A 16169-nucleotide genomic window follows, 5' to 3' on the forward strand; every position below is an offset into this window, starting at 1 on the left:
ATATAGGGTCACGGGGCGCTGGCGCCAGACGCGATATCGGGAAGCTTGCTGTGATCCGCGCCATCGGCCGGGCCGCCGACCAGCACGAACCGCCGGTCGCAATAGCCGCAATCGACATAGCCATGCTCGTCGATCTCGAGGAAGACGCGCGGATGGCCGAGCGCGGCGGCGATGCCGTCCTGCGCGCCGTCGCAGGAGACGCGGCGGGTTTCGACTCGAGTGATCTGGGGCGGTGCGATCATGATGGTCTTTCCGCTAGCAAAGCCGGCGGCATCCGGCAACGCCGCTCGCGCGGCTATTCCTGTCCCGCCTGCACCAGTACCTGGCCCAGCGCCATCAGTTCGCGCGCGCAGCCGCCGACAATGTCCATATATTCGCTTTGCGGCACGGTCTCGAACGCCGATTTCAGGATCGTGATCGTTCCATCCTGCCCGTTCCGCCCGATCAGCTTGCCGGTGAAATACATGGCGGTCGCCTTGAAATTGCCCTGCTGTTCCTCGGGAACCTGATCGACCACGCTCATCAGCGCGACGACGCAGCGCGCGTCGCTTTCGTTTTCGGCGGAGGTGGTCGCCATGTCCTGAACCGGCGCGGCGCAAACCGGCGCGGCGAGCGAAAGCGCCAGCGCGGCGGCAACGGAACGAGCGGCGAAGCGGACCATGAACTACCCCCGGAAGAACGTCTCCCTCCTTGTGGCGGCTCGCGCGGCAATTGGCAATCACTGCAACGCTTGCCAAAGCGGCGCGGGAGGGCCAATTGCGCGGACATGAGCGATGCGGCGATCTCGATCCGAAATCTGGGCAAGGTCTATGAAGGCGGCAAGCGCGCGCTGGAGAATGTCTCCTTCGATGTGCCGCGCGGGCAGATATTCGGGCTGCTCGGCCCCAATGGCGCCGGTAAGTCGACGCTGATCAACATCCTGGCGGGACTCGTCAACAAGACCAGCGGCGCGGCGTCGATCTGGGGCTTCGACATCGATCGCAATCCGCGCAACGCCAAGGTGTCGATCGGAATCGTCAATCAGGAAATCCTGTTCGATCCCTTTTTCACGCCGTCCGAAACGCTCGAGATCCAGGCCGGACTCTACGGCGTTCCAAAGGGCAAGCGGCGGACGATGGAGCTGCTTCGCGCGGTGCGGCTGGAGGACAAGGCGCAGGCCTATGCCCGCACTTTGTCGGGCGGCATGAAGCGGCGGCTGATGGTCGCCAAGGCGATGGTCCATTCGCCGCCCGTGCTCATCCTCGACGAACCCACCGCGGGCGTCGATATCGAGCTGCGCCAGCAGCTCTGGGCCTATGTCCGCGAACTGCATGCCGGTGGCGTGACGGTGGTGCTGACGACCCATTATCTCGAAGAAGCCGAGGAACTGTGCGATCGCATTGCGATCATCAATCAGGGCAAGCTGATCGCCAACGAGCCGACGCGCGACCTGGTCGGCATGGCGCAGGAAAAGCTGATCGAAATCACCGTCGACCGCGACATTCCCGCCCCGCCCGAAAATCGCTGTTTCCAGAAGATCGAAGTCAAGGGCGAGCGCGTGCTCGACATCACCTATCGCAAGGATCAGGCGAATGCCGGCGATGTGATCGACGCGATTCAGGCCGAAGGATACGGCATCGTCGATGTTTCGACGCGCGAGGCCGATCTGGAGGACGTGTTCCTCAACCTGACGCGCGCCGCAAACGCCGCCTGAAGGATCAGGCGGCGGGCGGTTCCTCGTCGCGCTTGCGGTGCCAGCGGGCATCCTCGGGTTGGGGCAGGCCGATCGCGTGCATCTCCCATTTGCGGAACTCGATCAGCCAGTGCGGCGCGCCCGACAGCCACATTTCGCGATCGATATCGACCAGTCGCTCGGCATGTCTGTCGAATTCGGCACGCGTGAATTCCAGTATCGGCGCCAATCCGTTGCCGGGCACGACATAGACCGGTGCCTCGGGCGCGATCGCTTCCAATATTACCCGGGCAAAAGCGGCGCGCTCCTCCTCGAACACCGCGTTCGATATCGCGCCGGGCAGAGCGTCCCAGCGCAAGTGAAAGGCGCCTGAAGGCACCATCCCTGCCAGCCAGTCGATCCGCTCGGCATCGTCGCGATAATGAAGGGTGAAGCGCGCCCCGGCCGCGATCAGTCGTCCATCCTCACCCCATAGTGCGCCGCGCTGCCGCTCGCGATCGATGCGCCCCTGCATCGCCACGCGGCGTTCCTGCAATGCGCGGCGGCGTTCCGCGTCCATCCGGCCCCCTGTCTCAGCGATGCAGGAACGCCAGTATCTCCGGCGCCAGATCGGGCCAGTGCGCGAACAGGCTCTCGCCGTGATGCTGGGCGCGGAAACGGTCATTCCATTCCTCGTCGGGCCAGGGCGGGTCGGTGATTTCGGCGTCGGGCAGCAATTCGGCCACCCATTCGCTCGTCCGGCGCGTGTGGCTCAAATCGCTCCTGCCGCTGCGATAGATAAGCGCAGGCATCGTCAGTTTCGCGAAATCCTCCGGCGTCATGCCGGGGACGGGCGACGTTTCCGAATAGGCATAGCCCGCCGCCCAGCGCTGCATCGTCGCGATGAAATCATCCTTGTCCTGCGCCAGGATGATGTCGCGATTGGCCGGATTGCGTTCGATCTGCGCCTTCCACATCGGCAGATCGGCGACGGCTTCCATGCCGCCCAGAGTCGCGGCCATCGCGGCGTCGGCGCAATAATAGTTGGCGAGCTGCGCCAGCGAGATCGCGCCGCCCGAAATCCACCAGAGCGCGAGATGGGATACCCGCTCTGGCGCCATGCTCGCCGCGATCAGCGACACGCGCGATCCGGCCGATCCTGCCGCCAGCGCCACCGGCCCCAGATCGAGTGCCGCGACCAGCCCGACCAGCGCCCTTGCCTGAATCGCGGATTCGCCCGGCCCGTCGAAACAAATGTCCGAAGCCCCGCAATTGGGCCGATCCCACAGCAGCACCTGCCGCCCGCCGGCGGCCAGCGCCTCCGCCAGCTCGGGCACTCCGCCCATGTCGCGCGGGAAACGCCCGCCCGGCGTCACGACGACCGCCGGTGCGCCGGGCTCGCCGATCAATTCATAGTCGATACCGATACCGTCGACCTGCATCCGTGCCATTCGCGCCTCTCCCCATTTTTTGCGCAGGGATGCCGCGCCGCCCGCGATATCGCAAGATCGCGAACGTGCCGACGGGATGGTGCAGCGGCTCGCCCGCTATTGCCGCGCGCGCCTCGCGTCGCCATGACAGCGCGATGACACAGACGAGCGACGTCCTCATCATCGGTTCGGGCGCGGCCGGGCTCACCGCCGCGCTCAATCTGGCGCAGCATTACAAGGTGACGGTGCTTGCCAAGGGCAAGCTCAACGAAGGCTCGACTGCCTGGGCGCAGGGCGGGATCGCCGCGGTGCTCGAAGCGGGCGATACTTTCGAAAGCCATATCGAGGACACGATGATCGCCGGCGCGGGGCTCAACAACCGCGAAACGGTCGAGATGGTCGTCGAAAACGCCCCCGCCGCGATCGAGCGGCTGATGAAGCTCGGCGTGCCGTTCAATACCGAAGGCAACGAACTGCATCTGACGCGCGAGGGCGGGCACAGCCATCGCCGCATCGTCCATGTTGACGACGCTACCGGCTGGGCGGTGCAGGAGGCGCTGCTTCGCGCCGCGCATGCCAATCCCAACATCGCGCTCGTCCCCGATCAGGTGGTGATCGATCTCGCCACCAGCCGGCATGAGGAACGCTATTCGGGCGCGGGCAATGTCTGGGGCGTCTATGCCTGGGACAAGGCCGAGGGCCGCGTCCGCCTGTTCACTGCGCGCGCCACCGTGCTGGCGACGGGCGGGGCAGGCCGGACCTATCTGTTCAGTACCGCGCCGCGCGGCGCGACCGGCGACGGCATCGCGATGGCGTGGCGCGCGGGCTGCCGCATCTCGAACATGGAGATGATGCAGTTCCACCCGACCTGCCTCTATAATCTCGAGGTCAAGAATTTCCTGATCACCGAGGCGGTTCGCGGCGAGGGCGGGCATCTTTTGCTCCCCCCCGATGCGGAGGAAGAGGCCGGGCACCGCTTCATGCCCGATTTCGACCCGCGCGCCGAACTCGCCCCGCGCGACATCGTCGCGCGCGCGATCGACCATGAGATCAAGCGGCTCGGGCTCGACTATGTCCATCTCGACATCGCCCATAAGGGCCCGGAATTCGTGAAGCACCACTTCCCGACCATCCACGCCCGGCTGCTCGATCTCGACATCGACATGACGAAGGAGCCGATCCCCGTCGTCCCGGCGCAGCATTATACCTGCGGCGGCGTGGTGGTGGATCGGCACGGGCGCACCGACCTGCCCAATCTCTATGCCGCAGGCGAAGTGACGCAATCGGGGCTGCACGGCGCCAATCGTCTGGCGAGCAACAGCCTGCTCGAATGTTTCGTCTTCGGCGAAGCGGCGGCGAACCATATCCATGCGCATTGGGGCGACTTCACCCCGCCGCCCGCGATCCGCCCCTGGGACGAAAGCCGCGTGACCGATTCGGACGAGGAAGTCGTCATCAAGCAGAACTGGACCGAGATCCGGCGTTTCATGTGGAATTATGTCGGCATCGTGCGCACCACCAAGCGCCTCGAACGCGCCGCCCACCGCATCAAGATGCTCGGCGACGAAATCGCCGACTATTACGGCCATTTCCGCGTGACGCCCGACCTGATCGAACTGCGCAACCTGCATCAGGCGGCGGACCTGATCGTGAAGAGTGCGCTGCATCGGCATGAGAGCCGCGGGCTGCACTATACGCTCGATTATCCCGATACGCTGGATGTGGCGGTGGATACGGTGCTGGTGCCGTAGCACCATCCCATCCGTTCGGTTCGAGCAGCTTCGAGCTTGTCGAGAAGCGACCGTCGAGAACCGCTTCTCGACTTCGGGTCTCGACTGCGCTCGACCCTTCGCTCGAAGCAAACGGAGCAGTCAGACCGACTCCTCTGATACGCTCCGGGTGCGTTGGGTTAGTGACGCGTTTCGTCTTCGGGAAAGCGAACAGCCTGCTCGTCGGAATGCCCCAGTCCAGCGGTACCGCTTCCCAGATCGTAAAGAAAAAGAGTGACCGGGCAGCGCTGCGAATTCGCCCAAGCAATTGCATCGCTCACGGACAGGCCTTCGCGTTCGTCATAGTCTATCGTCATTGTCGGTTCGCTTTCCGGGGCCTGATCAGAATCGGGCACGCTATTGTCGTGCTCAACTGCTTCGATGATCGCGTTCACGCGCTTCCATCGGTACCTTCGCGTCCTTCGATCGACGATATTCCAGATCATCCCCTCACCCCTCCGCCGATTTCCCCAGCACCAGCACCGCCACCGCCAGCAGCGTCACCGCGCCGAAAAGCGCCACGCGCCACCAGCGGGTCGGCCTGGCGTCGATGATCTCCACCGCGCACGCCGTTACCGACTGGATGCCGTAATAGAGCACGAATGCCTTCGACGCCCACACGATCACGCCGAAGATGCTGGTCGACCAGACGATCGCGATCGATGCGCCCGCGCAGATCACATAGGCGAGCGACACCGGCACGCGCTTCACCGCGCCGTGGAGCAGCCCGCTCGCGCCGTTCATGTCGGCGACGGCGGCCGATAGCTGGCTCATCAGCGCCGCGCCGATCACGAAGATTGGGATCAGCGTCCCCACCGGGCGCAGCAGGTCGATGATATGCGTCTCGCCACCTTTGGGCGGAAGCTTGCCATCGAGCCACGGCGTCAGCAGCACGATGAAGACGATATAGATGGCGAAAGCGATCAGCTGCGCGTTGCGCATTGTCCGCACGCGTGTCTCGCGATCATAGCTGTCGCCGAGATAGCGCGAGGTTTCGAATCCCTGGACCAGGATGATCAGCCCGAGCAGGATCTGCACGGTCTCGAATCCCTGCACATTCGCGGTCTGCTCGAACGGCAGCGTCCCGGCGATCAGATCGGCGCCGTCGACATAGAATAGCGCGGCGATCACTCCGCCGATCAGCGCCAGCTTGATCCCCACCGCGCCCAGCTCGACATGTTCGAGCCAGCGCAGGCCCCCGAACAGCCCGAGCACGCCCAAAGTCCCGATGATCGCCGTGGTAATGACGCGGCCGATATTCGGGTCGACGATCCCCAGCCCCTTGAGCGCGAAGGAGGAAAGCAGGTCGAGATAATAAGCGACCGACACGAAATAGGCGAAGGCGAGCGCGAGGCTGGCGGCCCAGTCGAGCCAGTCGATCAGATTCGATTGGTCATCGGCCAGCATCGGTTCGGCGCGACGGATATTCTCGCGGATCGCCATGCCGAAAATCCACGAAACGAGGCACAGCCCCGCCATCCCCGCGAACGCCCAATGCCCCGCGGCATGGCCAAGGATCGGCCCGGCGACGAGGAACCCCGATCCGATGATCGAGGCGAGCGGCGTCACCGTCGCGCGCCACAGGTCGGACTTGAGCAGCCTGGGGTTGAGCGTCACGGCGGCGAGCGCAAGCCCCGCCACCGCCATTACGATATCGGCGATCACGCGGGGCTGTCCTCGCTCTTGGCTACGGTCTTCACGCGCAAATCGAGCTTGTTGATCAGCCAGGGCATGGTCAGCCCCTGCACGAAAATCGAGAAGGCGACCACCGCGAAGGCGACGGTGATGATCGTCTCGCGCTCGACCACGCTGGCGGGAAGCGCCAATGCGAGTGCCAAGGCGAGCGCGCCGCGCAAGCCTCCCCAGAACAGTATATGCTTGTATTTCCACGGCACCCGCAGCGCCGAGCCCGCGAACGATGCCATCACCGGATAGACCGCGACCGCGCGCCCGGCGAGCGCCAGCAATGTCGCCAGCGCCGCCGCTTCGATCACGTCCCAGATATGCATTTCCACTTCGCGCCCGCCGATCAGGATGAAGATCAGCGAATTGGCGAGAAAGGCGACATATTCCCAATGGTTGAGCACGGCGGGCCGTCCGTCGTCCGAAATCGAGCCGAGAAAGCCGTAATTGCCGACGATGAGGCCCGCGGTCAGCGTCGCCAGCACGCCCGAACAATGGAAATGCTCGGCGAGCAGGAAGCTGCCATAGGCGACGAGCATGGTGAGCGTCACTTCGATCAGCCGGTCGCTGGTCCGCCCCGCGATCAGGATTAGCGGCAGCGCGACGATCGCGCCGGCGGCGATCCCGCCGACGATCGTTTCGACCAGCCGGATGCCGACCGCCGCCGCGCCCGCTTCCTCACCGGTGGCGAACATGACGAGAATCGCGAAGGCCACCGCGGCAACGCCGTCGTTGAGCAGGCTTTCCGATTCGACCAGCAAATGCAGCCGGCTTTCGACATGCATTGATTTGAACGCCGCGATCACCGACACCGGGTCGGTCGCCGCGATGAGTACGCCGAAAAAGGCGGCGCCGAGCCAGCTCCACCCCGCCGCCCAGTGCATCCCGACTGCGACCAGCCCGGCCGCCAAAATGACGCCGAGCGTCACCAGCGCGACGAGCAGCGGCAATTCGCGGCGAAACGGCTTCCACGGGATCTGGATCGCGGCCTCGAACACCAGCGGCGGCAGGAATACGAAGAAGATCAGATCGGGCGTCAGCGGCAGCGCTATGCCCAGCGGCAGCAGTGCCAGTATGATTCCGGCGGTGACAAGCCCGACGCTGTAGGGCAGTTTCAGCCGGTGAGTCGCCATCGCCACCAGCGATGCGACGAACAGCAGCAGGCCCAATGTGGTGACGTCGAACGCTTCCATATTCGCCCCTTATTCACTGTTCGTCGCTAAGCCATGCGCTTTCGTCGCAACGAATCAATCGGCGGCCTGTTGCGAAATCAAAAATTGCGCCATTATTTGAATGGGCAAGGGGCAGTATCGCTGTGATCGAGTTGGAAAAATTCTCTGTTGTGCAACGTGCGATGACCGTCGCGGGGCTCGCGCCCGCGATGCTGGTCGGTTGCGCGGTGCATGATTCACCGCGTTCGGCGGCCTATGTGCCGGTGCCGCAGCAGGTCGTTCCCGTTCCCGCCCCGCCGCCGGCACCCACGCCGCCGCCGCCCGAAGCGCCCGCGGGGCTGCTCTCGGTGATTACCGATCTCGAACGCCGGTTCGACGGAGTCGTCGGCATTGCAGTGAACAGCGTCGATGACGGGTGGAAAATCGCCGCCAATGGCGATCGCCGCCTGCCGCAGCAGAGCGTGAGCAAGCTGTGGGTCGCGATGACGGTGCTCGATTATCGCGATCAGGGCCGGCTTTCGCTCGATGATCCCTATACGGTCACCAAGGCCGATCTCACGGTCTTTCATCAGCCGATCGCGACGCTGATCGGCGACGATGGCTATCCGACGACGATTCGCGAGCTGCTGCGCCGCGCGATGACGTCGAGCGACAATACCTGCAACGACATCCTGCTGCGCTATGTCGGCGGTCCCGAAGCGGTCCGCGACTTCATCGCGCGCAAGGGACTGGGCGCAATTCGCTTCGGCCCGGGCGAGCGGCTGCTGCAGGCGGGGACTGCCGGGCTCGAATGGCGCCAGGAATATGCCGAGGGTCGCGCCTTTTATCGCGCCCGCGCGGCGCTGCCGTCGGCGGTACGGCTGGCGGCGTTCGACGGCTATATCGCGGATCCGCCCGACGGCGCCACGGCGAGCGCCATCGCCGGCGCGCTGGCCAAGCTCAAGCGCGGCGAGCTGCTTTCGCCCGATTCGACCGACTGGCTGATATCGACGATGGAAAGCTCGCGCACCGGCCGCAACCGGCTGCGCGGCGCTGTGCCGGCAGGCTGGAGCTTCGGGCACAAGACCGGAACCGGACAGGATTTTTCGGGCCGCACCGCGGGCTATAACGATGTCGGCATCCTTACCGCGCCCGACGGCAAGACCTATACGGTCGCGGTGCTGATCGGCGATACCGCGCGCACCATCCGGCAGCGGCAGGAACTGATGCAGGCGGTGGTCGCATCGGTGGTGGCGAACCACCGATAGGACCGGGCGCTGGCGCGCTGCAATCGCGCGGCCCGCATATTGTCCTGTCGCCTGCCGCTTCATCGCCTGCTAAGCCCGCTCGGCAATGCCACATCTCTATCTTGTCGACGGCTCCGGCTATATCTTTCGCGCCTATCATCGGTTGCCGCCGCTCACCAATGTTCATGGTGAGCCGGTCGGCGCCGTCTATGGCTATACGACGATGCTGTGGAAGCTGACCGAACAGCTCCACAAGGAGGACGGCCCGACGCATATGGCGGTCATCCTCGACAAGTCGAGCCAGACCTTCCGCAACGATCTCTACGACCAGTACAAGGCGAACCGGCCGCCGCCGCCCGAGGATCTGGTGCCCCAGTTCCCGATGATCCGCGATGCGACGCGCGCCTTTTCGTTGCCCTGCATCGAAGAGGAAGGCTGGGAAGCCGACGACCTCATCGCCAGCTATACCAAGGCCGCGATGGCCCAGGGGTGGAGCGTCACCATCGTCAGTTCCGACAAGGATCTGATGCAGCTGATGACCGATCCCTCGGTCGACATGCTCGATACGATGAACAATCGCCGTCTCGGCCCGGAAGACACCCGGGCCAAATTCGGCGTCGGCCCCGAAAAGCTCGGCGAAGTGCTCGCGCTGATGGGCGACAGCGTCGACAATGTCCCCGGCGTGCCCGGCATCGGCCCCAAGCGCGCGAGCGACCTGATCAACGAATATGGGACGGTCGAGGCCGTGCTCGCCGCCGCGCCGGACATGAAGAAGTCCAAGATGCGCGACAATCTGATCGAGCATGCCGAAATGGCCCGCCTTTCGCGCCAGCTGGTCGAACTGGCGAGCGACGTGCCGCTGCCCGACCCGCTCGAAGAATTCGAGCTGCAGGGCATTCCCGAGCCGCCGCTGCGCGCGTTCCTCGAACATCATGGCTTCAAGTCGCTGCTCGGCCGCCTTTCCGCCGTTGCCGACGCCCCTGTGGCGGAGGACGCGCCCGACGCGCCGGTACAGGCGGAAGATCCGCCTTGCGATCACGACGCCTACGAAACCGTCACCGATGAAACCGCGCTCGAACGCTGGATCATCGCGGCGCGGCACCAGGGCTGGGTCGCGGTCGACACCGAAACCAGCGCGCTCGATGCGATGCAGGCCGATCTGGTCGGCATCAGCATGGCGCTCCACCCCAATCTCGCCTGCTATATTCCGGTCGCCCACGGCGGCAGCGACATGTTCGCGGAAAAGCCGCAACAGCTCGATCGCGACTATGTCGTCAGGACATTGAAGCCGCTGCTCGAGGACCCGGCGGTGCTCAAGATCGGGCACAATCTCAAATATGATCTCACCGTGCTGTCGCGCTACGGCATCGATGTCGCGCCCTATGACGACACGATCGTGATGAGCTTCGATCTCGATGCCGGCAAGCACGGCCACGGCATGGACGAGCTGGCCGCGACGCATCTCTCGCACAGCTGCATCGCGTTCAAGGACGTGGTCGGGACGGGCAAGAAGGCGCTCGGCTTCCACGAAGTCGATCTCAAGGCCGCCACCCGCTATGCCGCCGAGGACGCCGATGTGACGTTGCGCCTGTGGCGCAGGTTCAAGCCGCGCCTGCAGTATGAAGAGGCGACGCGCGTGTACGAGATGGTCGATCGTCCGCTCGTCGCGGTCATCGCGCGCATGGAGCGCGAAGGCGTCAAGGTCGATGCCGAGGCGCTGTCGCGCCTGTCGGGCGATTTCGCGCAGCGCATGGCGGGCTATGAGGCCGAGATCCATGAGCTGGCAGGAAGCAAGTTCACCATCGGCAGCCCCAAGCAACTGGGCGACGTGCTGTTCGAGCAGATGGGCATCAAGGGCGGGCGCAAGGGCAAGTCGGGCGTCTATTCGACCGACGTCAACGAGCTTGAGCGCATCGCCGCCGACAAGGATCAGCCCAAGGGCGCCGAAATCGCGCGGCTGGTGCTCGACTGGCGCCAGCTCTCCAAGTTGAAGAGCACCTATACCGACGCGCTGCAGGCGCAGATCAACCCCGAAACCGGCCGCGTCCACACCAGCTACAGCCTGACGGGCGCGCAGACCGGGCGGCTCTCGTCGACCGACCCGAACCTGCAGAACATCCCGATCCGCACCGAAACCGGGCGGCAGATCCGCGACGCCTTCGTCGCCGAGCCGGGTAATGTCATCCTTTCTGCCGACTATTCGCAGATCGAATTGCGCCTCGCCGCGCATATCGCCGATGTCCCGCAGCTGCGCGAAGCGTTCGAACGCGGCGACGACATCCACAACATGACCGCCGAGGAACTGTTTGGCGAAGTTACCCGCGACACGCGCGGCCGGGCGAAGACGATCAACTTCGCGATCCTCTACGGCATTTCGCGCTGGGGCCTTGCCGGGCGTCTGGATGTGACTCCCGATGAAGCGCAGGCGATGATCGATCGCTATTTCGAACGGTTCCCCGGCATCAACCGCTATATCGCCGAGACGCTCACCTTCGCGAAGGAACATGGCTATACGCGCACGCTGTTCGGTCGCAAGACGCACTTCCCGCGCCTGGCTTCGAAGAACCAGAATGAGCGCGCGGGCAGCGAACGCGCCGCGATCAACGCGCCTATCCAGGGGACATGCGCCGACATCATCAAGCGGGCGATGGCCCGCATGGGCCCGGCGCTCGCCGATGCAGGCTTGCCGAACGTGCGCATGTTGCTGCAAGTTCACGACGAATTGGTGTTCGAGCTCCCGGAGGGGGAATTGGAGGCAGCCAAACCCGTGATCGAGCGCGTGATGGCAAGCGCGGCCGAACCCGCGCTGACGCTCAGCGTACCGCTAGGCGTCGAAATCGGCACCGGCCCGAGCTGGGGCGCCGCGCATTGATTTCATTGCTGCTCGGAGCTGCCTTGCTTGGCGCTTCCGCTTCCTCGCAGGATCAGCCGCTGCGCTATTCGGTCGCGCGGGGCATGGACGTCGCCGAACTCGCCGAGCAGGTATTCGGCGCGGCGAACCCCGACATTCGGGAGGCGAGAGCCTATCCGGTTTGGGATCACACGCGTAATCCGAACCGGGTAATGGTGATCGAGCTGGCCGAGGCACCCTCGCCCACGGAATATGCCGGGCTCTGCCGTGCGACTGCCAAAATCGCGACTTTTGCCGCTGTGGGTGACTCCAATGAGCGCGACGGCATTGTCCGGCTCGATCGACTGGAGGATGATCCGCGCTTTGGCGTGGTGGCTGAGGCGCGGCAGCTGCGGCGGCCGGCGACGGCGAACGAATGCGCGGCACTTGGGCCGGCTTTGTCCGACGGCACCCCGTCCCGCTACTTTCCAATGGAAGCTGCACCGCTTCAGGCCGATTTCGCAGTAGCCGCGATCGAACGCCTTGTGGCGCGGGCCGGTGCCGGACAACTGACGGTCGTGTGCGAAACCGGACCCTTCGAAAACCTGCTGCAATCGGACACGCATCTGTGTGACGATCCTGTCAGGATTCTCCAATTGCTGCGTTTCGATGAGCTGGACGGTATTTGGTTCGGCTCCTGTCGCCACCGCGCTGCCGAATGCGTGAGCGCAACCTTCCGCCGACCGATTGCACCGCGGAGTGGAAGCTGGAAAGTTGCAATTCAGTTCGATCTGAAGGACGCGGACCCCTATGGTTCGCCGCCGAAGCCGGGAACGATAACCAACGTCGAGATGCAGGGATATGAGCGTGTCGACTGACGCTGCCACTCCCCCCGACACCGGCTCCTCCGAAGATATCGCCACGCTCGCCAAGGGCGGGCGCACGAACATATTCGGGTTTGTGCTGCGGCTTGCCGCGCGCCTGCCGTTCCTGTTCATAGCCGGGCGCAGCTATGGTCCCGAAATCGTCGGGCGGTTCGCGCTGGCGGTGCTGGTGGTCGAACTCGCGGCGCTGCTCGCCACGCTGGGGCTGAAGCGCGGCCTGGCACAGGCGCTCGCCGAAACCGGGCGTCCACATACCCATGTCGTTTGGGATGCGATGGTCGTTGCGCTGATCGTTTCGGGTGTCGCCAGCGGCGTGTTGATGGCGTTCCCCCAGGCCATGTATCCGAACAGCGCAGTGATCGGGTTCGAGCGCTTTCTGCCGCTGATCGTCTTCGCCATTGCCGGATCGGACGTCGCGCTCGCGGCGCTTGCCTATCGCCACAATATCAAGGCGTCGGTCACCGCGCGCGCGATCATCGAACCCTGGACGATCAGCATTGCCGCATGGGGGCTTGTCTATGTTTCCGCGCGCGACGGGCTGATCATCGCCTATGTGCTGTCGATGCTCGCCGCTTTGGTCGCGTCGCTGGTGCCTCTGATCAAAAGCTATGGCCTGCCGCACGGATGGGTGCCGCACCCGACGCATATCTTCGCGCTGGCGCAGCGAAATGCGCCGCTGGCGGGCGCCGATGCGATCGAATGGGGCACGCGCAATGTCGATCGCTTCATTCTGGGGCTGCTCTTCGCGCCGAGCGTGGTCGGCATCTATTACATGGCGCAGCAAGTCGCGTCGCTGCCGCAAAAGCTGAAGACCAGCTTCGACCCGATCCTTGGTCCCGTCGTCACGCAGAGCCTGACCGAAGGGAACACAGAGGCCGTGGCGCGACAGGTGCGTCAGGTCGGCTTCTGGATCATGGCGGCACAGGCGGCGCTGGCACTGGCCGGCGGGATCCCTGCCGAGGGCGTGATGGGTGTGATCGGCCCCGAATTCGTGTCGGGCGCGGCCGCGCTCTGCTTCCTGCTGGTTGCCGAAGTGCTGGCATCGACCGGCGCGGTGAGCGAGGTGGGGCTGGTCTATACGGCGCGGCACCGCAATCTGATGGTGTCGATGCTGCTGCTCGGCTTCCAGATCGCGCTCAGCTTCGTGCTGGTGTTCGTCGCGCGGGATCTTGGTCTGTCGGAAATCTGGCAGGCCGCGGCGCCGGCGGCGGCCCTTGCGATTTCGCTGACCTGCGGCTCGCTGATCAAGGCGCGGATGCTGTCGAAGATACTGGGCGCGCCTGCGGCGGAAATACGGTGGCCGTTCGTCTGGGCGGTGCTGGCGGGCAGTATCGTCGCCTGGACCTTCACCAAACTGCCGCCCGAATATGAATGGGCGCAGCTTTCCGTCGGCATACCAGTGACCCTGATCGTCTATTTCTTCGTCATCCTGGTCTGGGCTTTCGGCCCCGCCGATCGCGCGCTGTTCAAGAAGACCGGCAAGGAAACGCCGACGCTGCCCGATCGCGACGTGATCTAGCCAGGCAGGCGCGGCGGACAGACGGGGATTTGTTCGAGCAGCTCGCTTTGCTCGCTGTCGCTCAGCGTGAAGAAGCCGAGCGTGTCGACCAGGATATGGCGAACGCGGTGCGGCACGGTGCCACTGCCCGCCATCCCCGCGCGGCGAAGCGCCACGCGCGCCAGCACCGCCTTGCGCTGCGCGCCATTGCGCGGCCATATCGGATTGGCCTGCGCGTCGCGGGAAATACAGACGCCCGCCGGCGCGCCCGTCCTGCGCAGCTGCGCTTCGGTCCAGCGCGACACGCCATAGCCGCCGCCGACAGTCACCACCGCGAGCAATAGCGCGAAAATCGCCACCGCTCGCAGCAGGCATCCCATCAGTGGCGGAAGTGCCGCATGCCGGTGAAGACCATTGCCAGCCCGGCTTCGTCAGCCGCCGCGATGACTTCATCGTCGCGGATCGAACCGCCCGGCTGGATGACGGCGGTCGCTCCCGCCTCGACTGCCGCGAGCAATCCGTCGGCAAAGGGGAAGAAGGCGTCGGAAGCAACCGCCGATCCGATCGTGCGCGGCTCGCTCCACCCGGCCTTTTCGGCCGCGTCGCGTGCCTTCCACGCGGCGATGCGCGCGCTTTCGAGGCGGTTCATCTGACCCGCGCCCACGCCTGCCGTGCTGCCGCCCCGGGCATAGACGATCGCGTTCGACTTGACGTGCTTGGCGACGGTCCAGGCGAACTGGCAGTCGGCGAGTTCCTGCGGCGTCGGCTGGCGCTTGGTGACGACCTTGAGTTCGCTCTCGACCAGCACGCCATTGTCGCGCGATTGCAGCAACAGCCCGCCAGCGACGGTCTTGAACATGAAGCCGTCCCGCTTGGGGTCGGGCAGTTCGCCGGTGATCAGCAGGCGGAGATTCTTCTTCCTCGCGAAGGCCGCGCGCGCCGCGTCGTCCGCCCCCGGCGCGATCACGACTTCGGTGAACAGCTCGGTGATCGCCGCTGCCGTTTCGCCGTCTAGCGGGCGGTTTACCGCGATGATCCCGCCGAATGCCGATACGCTGTCACAGGCGAGCGCGGCCTTGTACGCGTCGAGCACCGTGTCGGCGCTTGCCACGCCGCACGGATTGGCGTGCTTGACGATGACGACGGTCGGCGGCCCGTCGCGAAATTCGCTGACCAGCTCGAGCGCGGCATCGGCGTCGTTATAGTTGTTGTAGCTGAGCGCCTTGCCCTGCAGCTGCTCGGCCTGCGCGATCCCAGCGGCCCCCGGGGCCTGCGGCAGATAGAGCGCGGCGGACTGGTGCGGGTTCTCGCCGTAGCGCAGGGTTTCCTTGCGGGCAAAGGCAAGCGGCATCGTCTCCGGGAACGGAGTCGCGCCCAGCGCTTCCTGCCCCAGCGGGTTGGAGAAGGCGTCGTTCCACGCGAACCAGTTGGCGATCGCCGAGTCATAGGCGGCGGTGTGGGCATAGGCCTTGGCCGCCAGTTTGACTCGAGTCGCCATGCCGGTCTTGCCGCCGGTCGCGCTCAGTTCCTCTGCGATCGCGCCATAATCGGCCGGATCGGTGACGATCGCGACGTAATTGTGATTCTTCGCCGCCGAACGCACCATCGAAGGGCCGCCGATATCGATATTCTCGATCACCGTTTCGCGGTCGGCGCCCTTCCCCACTGTCTGTGCGAAGGGATAGAGATTGACGCAGACCAGATCGATCGCGCCGATCCCGTGTTCTTCCATCGCGGCGGTATGTTCGGGATTGTCGCGAACCGCGAGCAGCCCGCCATGCACCATCGGGTGGAGCGTCTTCACCCGACCGTCCATCATTTCGGGAAAGCCGGTCAGGTCCGAAATGTCCTTTACCTCGAGCCCCGCCTCACGCAGCGCCTTCGCCGTCCCGCCGGTCGAAACCAGCTCGGTGCCGTGCGCGGCGAGCGCTTTGGCGAAGTCGACGAGGCCCGTCTTGTCGGAGACGGAGAGGAGAGCGCGGCGGATGGCGATGTCGGTCATGCGCGCGCCTTTCGGTCAAGCGAG

Annotated in this window: 15 protein-coding genes; 6 read left to right on the forward strand and 9 right to left on the reverse strand. The window is 65.0% G+C overall.

Features of this window, described 5'->3' with window-relative positions:
* Nucleotides 1-8: 8 nt before the first annotated feature.
* Entirely contained in the window at nt 9-242 is a 234-nt protein-coding gene (locus G5C33_RS01845) for a zinc-finger domain-containing protein (RefSeq protein WP_165325647.1), read from the reverse strand.
* Nucleotides 243-295: 53 nt separating this feature from the next.
* Nucleotides 296-661, reverse strand: a complete 366-nt coding sequence (locus tag G5C33_RS01850; RefSeq protein WP_165325648.1) for a hypothetical protein — start codon at nt 659-661, stop codon at nt 296-298.
* A gap of 105 nt (nt 662-766) precedes the next feature.
* Between G5C33_RS01850 and G5C33_RS01855 the strand changes: the two genes are divergently transcribed.
* Nucleotides 767-1693, forward strand: a complete 927-nt coding sequence (locus G5C33_RS01855; RefSeq protein WP_165325649.1) for an ABC transporter ATP-binding protein — start codon at nt 767-769, stop codon at nt 1691-1693.
* A 4-nt stretch (nt 1694-1697) separates the two neighbouring features.
* On the opposite strand, the gene G5C33_RS01860 is transcribed toward G5C33_RS01855, so the two are convergent.
* Both G5C33_RS01860 and G5C33_RS01865 read right to left on the reverse strand, forming a co-directional pair.
* On the reverse strand, nt 1698-2231 hold the full coding sequence (locus tag G5C33_RS01860; protein WP_165325650.1) for a hypothetical protein: 534 nt from the start codon (nt 2229-2231) through the stop codon (nt 1698-1700).
* A gap of 13 nt (nt 2232-2244) precedes the next feature.
* Nucleotides 2245-3102, reverse strand: coding sequence for an alpha/beta fold hydrolase (locus tag G5C33_RS01865; protein WP_165325651.1), 858 nt, complete (start codon nt 3100-3102; stop codon nt 2245-2247).
* Between the two features lie 134 nt (nt 3103-3236).
* On the opposite strand from G5C33_RS01865, the gene nadB reads away from it, so the two are divergent.
* Complete coding sequence (gene nadB, locus G5C33_RS01870; protein WP_165325652.1) at nt 3237-4832, forward strand: L-aspartate oxidase; 1596 nt, start codon at nt 3237-3239, stop codon at nt 4830-4832.
* Between the two features lie 158 nt (nt 4833-4990).
* Here nadB and G5C33_RS01875 read toward each other — a convergent pair whose 3' ends face one another.
* From G5C33_RS01875 to G5C33_RS01885, 3 genes are read right to left on the reverse strand one after another with little or no spacing between them, the layout of a single operon-like run.
* Nucleotides 4991-5245, reverse strand: coding sequence for a hypothetical protein (locus tag G5C33_RS01875; protein ID WP_228275163.1), 255 nt, complete (start codon nt 5243-5245; stop codon nt 4991-4993).
* Nucleotides 5246-5300: 55 nt separating this feature from the next.
* Nucleotides 5301-6515, reverse strand: a complete 1215-nt coding sequence (locus G5C33_RS01880; RefSeq protein WP_165325654.1) for a hypothetical protein — start codon at nt 6513-6515, stop codon at nt 5301-5303.
* Complete coding sequence (locus G5C33_RS01885; RefSeq protein ID WP_165325655.1) at nt 6512-7726, reverse strand: cation:proton antiporter; 1215 nt, start codon at nt 7724-7726, stop codon at nt 6512-6514. Before G5C33_RS01885 ends, G5C33_RS01880 begins: the two co-directional genes overlap by 4 nt.
* Before the next feature lie 161 nt (nt 7727-7887).
* Between G5C33_RS01885 and bla the strand changes: the two genes are divergently transcribed.
* The 4 genes from bla (at nt 7888) to G5C33_RS01905 (ending at nt 14164) form a co-directional block, all read left to right on the forward strand.
* Nucleotides 7888-8952 (forward strand): class A beta-lactamase, encoded by a 1065-nt coding sequence (bla, locus tag G5C33_RS01890; RefSeq protein WP_165325656.1) that lies wholly within the window; start codon nt 7888-7890, stop codon nt 8950-8952.
* Between the two features lie 85 nt (nt 8953-9037).
* Nucleotides 9038-11803 carry a DNA polymerase I gene (gene polA, locus G5C33_RS01895; protein WP_165325657.1) on the forward strand — a complete coding sequence of 922 codons (2766 nt, stop codon included), beginning with the start codon at nt 9038-9040 and terminating at the stop codon, nt 11801-11803.
* Nucleotides 11800-12639: a hypothetical protein gene (locus G5C33_RS01900; protein ID WP_165325658.1), complete on the forward strand. Its 840-nt coding sequence runs from the start codon at nt 11800-11802 to the stop codon at nt 12637-12639. Before polA ends, G5C33_RS01900 begins: the two co-directional genes overlap by 4 nt.
* Nucleotides 12623-14164 carry a lipopolysaccharide biosynthesis protein gene (locus tag G5C33_RS01905; protein ID WP_165325659.1) on the forward strand — a complete coding sequence of 514 codons (1542 nt, stop codon included), beginning with the start codon at nt 12623-12625 and terminating at the stop codon, nt 14162-14164. Before G5C33_RS01900 ends, G5C33_RS01905 begins: the two co-directional genes overlap by 17 nt.
* Here G5C33_RS01905 and G5C33_RS01910 read toward each other — a convergent pair.
* Both G5C33_RS01910 and purH read right to left on the reverse strand, forming a co-directional pair.
* Nucleotides 14161-14523, reverse strand: a complete 363-nt coding sequence (locus tag G5C33_RS01910) for a hypothetical protein (RefSeq protein ID WP_165325660.1) — start codon at nt 14521-14523, stop codon at nt 14161-14163. The two genes, G5C33_RS01905 and G5C33_RS01910, sit on opposite strands and share 4 nt — an antisense overlap.
* Complete coding sequence (purH, locus tag G5C33_RS01915) at nt 14523-16145, reverse strand: bifunctional phosphoribosylaminoimidazolecarboxamide formyltransferase/IMP cyclohydrolase (protein ID WP_165325661.1); 1623 nt, start codon at nt 16143-16145, stop codon at nt 14523-14525. The genes G5C33_RS01910 and purH overlap by 1 nt, the downstream gene beginning before the upstream one ends.
* Between the last annotated feature and the right edge of the window lie 24 nt (nt 16146-16169).

Source organism: Sphingosinithalassobacter tenebrarum, from assembly GCF_011057975.1.
GTDB classification, from domain to species: Bacteria; Pseudomonadota; Alphaproteobacteria; order Sphingomonadales; family Sphingomonadaceae; genus Sphingomonas; species Sphingomonas tenebrarum.

Excerpts from the sequence above, each read along its gene's own strand:
- G5C33_RS01845 (WP_165325647.1), bottom strand. The coding sequence starts at position 242 with ATGATCGCACCGCCCCAGATCACTCGAGTCGAAACCCGCCGCGTCTCC.
- G5C33_RS01850 (WP_165325648.1), bottom strand. The coding sequence starts at position 661 with ATGGTCCGCTTCGCCGCTCGTTCCGTTGCCGCCGCGCTGGCGCTTTCG.
- G5C33_RS01855 (WP_165325649.1), top strand. The coding sequence starts at position 767 with ATGAGCGATGCGGCGATCTCGATCCGAAATCTGGGCAAGGTCTATGAA.
- G5C33_RS01860 (WP_165325650.1), bottom strand. The coding sequence starts at position 2,231 with ATGGACGCGGAACGCCGCCGCGCATTGCAGGAACGCCGCGTGGCGATG.
- G5C33_RS01865 (WP_165325651.1), bottom strand. The coding sequence starts at position 3,102 with ATGGCACGGATGCAGGTCGACGGTATCGGTATCGACTATGAATTGATC.
- nadB (WP_165325652.1), top strand. The coding sequence starts at position 3,237 with ATGACACAGACGAGCGACGTCCTCATCATCGGTTCGGGCGCGGCCGGG.
- G5C33_RS01885 (WP_165325655.1), bottom strand. The coding sequence starts at position 7,726 with ATGGAAGCGTTCGACGTCACCACATTGGGCCTGCTGCTGTTCGTCGCA.
- bla (WP_165325656.1), top strand. The coding sequence starts at position 7,888 with ATGACCGTCGCGGGGCTCGCGCCCGCGATGCTGGTCGGTTGCGCGGTG.
- polA (WP_165325657.1), top strand. The coding sequence starts at position 9,038 with ATGCCACATCTCTATCTTGTCGACGGCTCCGGCTATATCTTTCGCGCC.
- G5C33_RS01905 (WP_165325659.1), top strand. The coding sequence starts at position 12,623 with ATGAGCGTGTCGACTGACGCTGCCACTCCCCCCGACACCGGCTCCTCC.
- G5C33_RS01910 (WP_165325660.1), bottom strand. The coding sequence starts at position 14,523 with ATGGGATGCCTGCTGCGAGCGGTGGCGATTTTCGCGCTATTGCTCGCG.
- purH (WP_165325661.1), bottom strand. The coding sequence starts at position 16,145 with ATGACCGACATCGCCATCCGCCGCGCTCTCCTCTCCGTCTCCGACAAG.